Source organism: Clostridium sp. UBA4548 (assembly GCF_002387895.1).
Classification (GTDB): domain Bacteria; phylum Bacillota; class Clostridia; order Clostridiales; family Clostridiaceae; genus Clostridium_J.
Genome location: NZ_DGLI01000027.1, coordinates 1 through 3,768, shown reverse-complemented (window position 1 = coordinate 3,768; position 3,768 = coordinate 1). Strand labels below are relative to the sequence as shown.

Annotated in this window: 4 protein-coding genes; 2 read left to right on the top strand and 2 right to left on the bottom strand. The window is 28.8% G+C overall.

The window, feature by feature from the left end:
- Positions 1–206 precede the first annotated feature (206 nt).
- A complete protein-coding gene (locus B3040_RS11195; protein ID WP_291573299.1) occupies positions 207–1,664 on the bottom strand; it encodes a PLP-dependent aminotransferase family protein in 1,458 nt (485 codons plus the stop codon).
- A gap of 29 nt (positions 1,665–1,693) precedes the next feature.
- Positions 1,694–2,587: a D-alanine--D-alanine ligase gene (locus B3040_RS11190; protein ID WP_291573296.1), complete on the bottom strand. Its 894-nt coding sequence runs from the start codon at positions 2,585–2,587 to the stop codon at positions 1,694–1,696.
- Between the two features lie 199 nt (positions 2,588–2,786).
- On the opposite strand from B3040_RS11190, the gene bcp reads away from it, so the two are divergent.
- Positions 2,787–3,260, top strand: coding sequence for a thioredoxin-dependent thiol peroxidase (bcp, locus tag B3040_RS11185; RefSeq protein WP_291573295.1), 474 nt, complete (start codon positions 2,787–2,789; stop codon positions 3,258–3,260).
- Positions 3,261–3,402: 142 nt separating this feature from the next.
- A complete protein-coding gene (locus tag B3040_RS11180) occupies positions 3,403–3,705 on the top strand; it encodes a 2TM domain-containing protein (RefSeq protein WP_291573293.1) in 303 nt (100 codons plus the stop codon).
- The last annotated feature ends 63 nt before the right edge of the window (positions 3,706–3,768 follow it).

Below are 3,768 nucleotides of genomic sequence, written 5' to 3'. Positions count from 1 at the left end.
AATAATTTAAAAATTGTTTTAAGTTTTAAATGTTTTTCGTCCGTTCTTAAGGACAAGACATATCTTATCATATATATTCTACACCTATCTTGTTCATGAAGCCATTATTTATGGTTAAGTACAAAATACTACAAAAAACTAGATTTTTCTCCTTATTTTATATATTGATACACTAGGAATAGTATATAGGTAAAATCTATTTAACATCATTTATTTATAGATTTATTTAATAACTCTTTAACCTCTTCTCCTATTACTTTTATGCCTATTTCAATTTCTACCTTTGACAACCTTGAAAATCCTAATCGTAAAGTATTATATCCCTTTTGATCAACGAAAAAGGTATCTCCAGGAGTGAATGAAACTCCTCTATTATAACATTGTTCTAATAGTTCCCTAGAATTAACTCCATCTAGTTCAAGGAATACATATAAAGCAACTTCCTTGCTAATCCATTTATAAGGGATATACCTTTTTATCATTTCAATTATTAATTTATACTTATCTTTATATATATTTCTTATTCGTCTAACATATTTTTCAAATCCACCATTCTTTAAATATTCTAGTAATACAGCCTGGTCTATAACTGATGTATGAATATTTCTACTTCTTTTTACACTTTCTAGGGTTTGTATTAATTTTTTATCTGCTAGAATCCATCCTATTCTTAATCCTGGAAATAAAATCTTAGATAGGCTACCAATATATATAACACCATTTTCTTTTCCCCCTACTGCGGCAATTGGTGATATATGATCACTAAGATGTTGTAATTCTTCATTAAACCCATCCTCGATAATAGGCACATTATATTTTTTTAAAGTATTATACAAGATACTTCTATCTTCATATGACATAACTCTACCTGTTGGGTTATGATATGATGGAATGAAATATGATGCTTTAATTGTATTTTCACTTAACACTCGTTGTAACTCGTTAAAATTAATACCATCATCACAAAAACCAATCCCAATTATATCCAAATTGTTAAGTTTCATAAGTTTTAATGCTGTATTGTGAGTAGGGTTTTCACATATGATTTTATCCCCCTTCTCTGTAATTGATGATAAAACTATATCCATTCCCTCAGTAAATCCATTTGTTATTAGTATCTCTTTACTCTCTATGTCAACCCCCTTACTAGACATATAACCTAACAAGTATTTAATGAGAGGCTCATACCCCTTTGCATATCCGTAGCTGAGCAACTTATTTCCTTTTGCCGAAACAGTATTTAAAAATGCTCTTTTAAATTCATCCATATCAAATAAACTTTCATCAGGTGCTATACTTTTAAATGAAATAATCCCTTGCTTATTTTTTAATTCAGTCTTAATTATGTCTAACTTTGTAGCTTTACTAGCATAATCACTAATATGATTATCCCAATTAATATTCCATTTATTATTTTTTATAACATATACTTGAGATACGAAAGTCCCCTTTCCTTCCTGTATATATACAAGCCCCTGTTCTTCCAACATTTCATATGCAGTAATAATAGTACTCCTGCTAACTTTCACAATTTTTGCAAGTTCTCTAGTTGAGATAAGCTTGCTTCCACTTGGAAGCAAGCCACTCTCTATCAATTCTTTTATCTTACTATACACTTGAATATATATTGGTTTAGACTTATCTATTTCTATATTGTATAACATATTTCACCTCTTACTAAATACCTACATAACTAACTCCACGAATACTCAATGATTTTATCTAGTAAGCATTTAAACTCTATATCTGCTATAGCTGCACTTTTAGGTAGTAAACTATTTTTTGTCATTCCAGGAAGAGTATTAATTTCTAATACATATATCCTTTCATCTTTTATAATCATGTCCACTCTTGCATAAGACTTTAACTTAAAAATCTTCCAAATCTTAATAGATATTTTTTCTACCTGTTCCATAAGATTTTTAGGAAGTATTGCTATTTCTTCTATGGTATCTTTATCACTGTATTTTGCTTCATAATTAAAGAATTCTGCCTTAGTCTTTATTGATATTATAGGCAAAATATTGCCCCCCAAAATAGGACATGTTATTTCTTCACCCTTAATATACTCCTCAACAATAATCTCACTGGTGAAATTTAGGCATTTGATAATTGCATTTTCGAGCTCTTCTCTCTTATACACTATATAAGTTCCTACACTAGAACCCCCATTATTAGGCTTTACTACTAAGGGATATTCTAAACTTTTAACTTTATTATAATCTAAATCCTGAACTTTTGTAATTACAGTCCATCTTGGAGTAGTTATATTTTCTGCTATAAATATTCTTTTAGCTATATCTTTATCCATACATAATGCGCTTGCTAAGACCCCACTCCCTGAATAGGGTATTCCCATGGTCTCCAAGGTTCCTTGTATAGTTCCATCTTCCCCAAAACTCCCATGCAAAGCTATAAAGGCAAAGTCAATTTCTTTCGCTTTTTTTATTAATTCACTTTTACAACTTATTTCTATAGGGATGACTTCATATTTATTTCTATCTAAATTGTTAATTATTTCTTGACCTGTTAATAATGAAATTTCTCTTTCATGAGAACTTCCTCCCATAATAACTCCAATTTTCATCTTAAAAACTCCTTTACAAAATTAAAACTTATACTATTATTTTATTCTCATATATATAATTTTGTAAGAACCACATTAGGAGCAATTATATGGATTAGTGGTATGGTACATAATAAACACATTAATTAATTGATAATTAATTAGCTATTGTAGTATAATAACTATTAACTAATAATTATTTTTAAAAGGAGTGTAAAAAATGGAAACACTGCAAGAAGGTATTAAAGCCCCAGATTTTAGTTTGCCTGGAAGTGATGGAAATACTCACATGTTAAGTAACTACATAGGAAAAAACGTAGTTATCTTCTTTTACCCTAAAGATAATACTCCTGGCTGAACTAAGGAAGCTATTTCTTTTAAGGACAGCTTAAAAACTCTGGAAGAGTTAAATGTTATAGTTTTTGGAATTAGTAAGGACTCACTTAAGTCTCATGACAAATTTATAGAGAAACATGATTTAAATTACATACTATTATCGGATGAAGAAAAAATTGTTTGTAGTCTATATGATGTGCTTAAAGAAAAAAACATGTATGGTAAAAAATCTATTGGCATTGAAAGAAGTACTTTTATAATTGATTCTAAAGGAATTTTAGTAAAAGAATTTAGAAAAGTAAAAGTAGACGGTCATGTAGATAGTGTAATAGCTTATATAAAAGAGAACTTAGTTTAATACTGAAAATATCTGCATGTTTCTAATTAGCTGCAGATATTTTTTTAGTATAGTAGTTTTTCACAACATCATATCCATCTAGTTAGCATATATAATTAACTATAATATTTTTTTATTTTATTAACTTATAGGGGGGATATTTATGAATGAAGAGTTTCAAACAAAGAGTAATTTAAGTGATGAACAGTTATACAGGTTGGCTTATAAAAGAGTTAAAGAAAAGAGAGAATTTTACACTCATTTAGCAGTTTATATCTTAGTAAACATTGGCTTATGGGTAAGCTCTGGAGCATTTTTAACTGGTTTTATTATGGGTTACTATCCTACATGGGTTACTATAGGTTGGGGAATTGGTGTGGCCTGTCATGGAATATCTGTGTTTTTTTCAATGAATTCTAAAGCTGTAGATAAAGAATATGAAAAATTAAGAAACAGACACAAATAATAAATAGATAAATTAAAAAACCTAGTACTTTTGTACTAGGTTTTGGTGGCTCGAGCAGGAATC

Excerpts from the sequence above, each read along its gene's own strand:
- B3040_RS11195 (WP_291573299.1), bottom strand. The coding sequence starts at position 1,664 with ATGTTATACAATATAGAAATAGATAAGTCTAAACCAATATATATTCAA.
- B3040_RS11190 (WP_291573296.1), bottom strand. The coding sequence starts at position 2,587 with ATGAAAATTGGAGTTATTATGGGAGGAAGTTCTCATGAAAGAGAAATT.
- B3040_RS11180 (WP_291573293.1), top strand. The coding sequence starts at position 3,403 with ATGAATGAAGAGTTTCAAACAAAGAGTAATTTAAGTGATGAACAGTTA.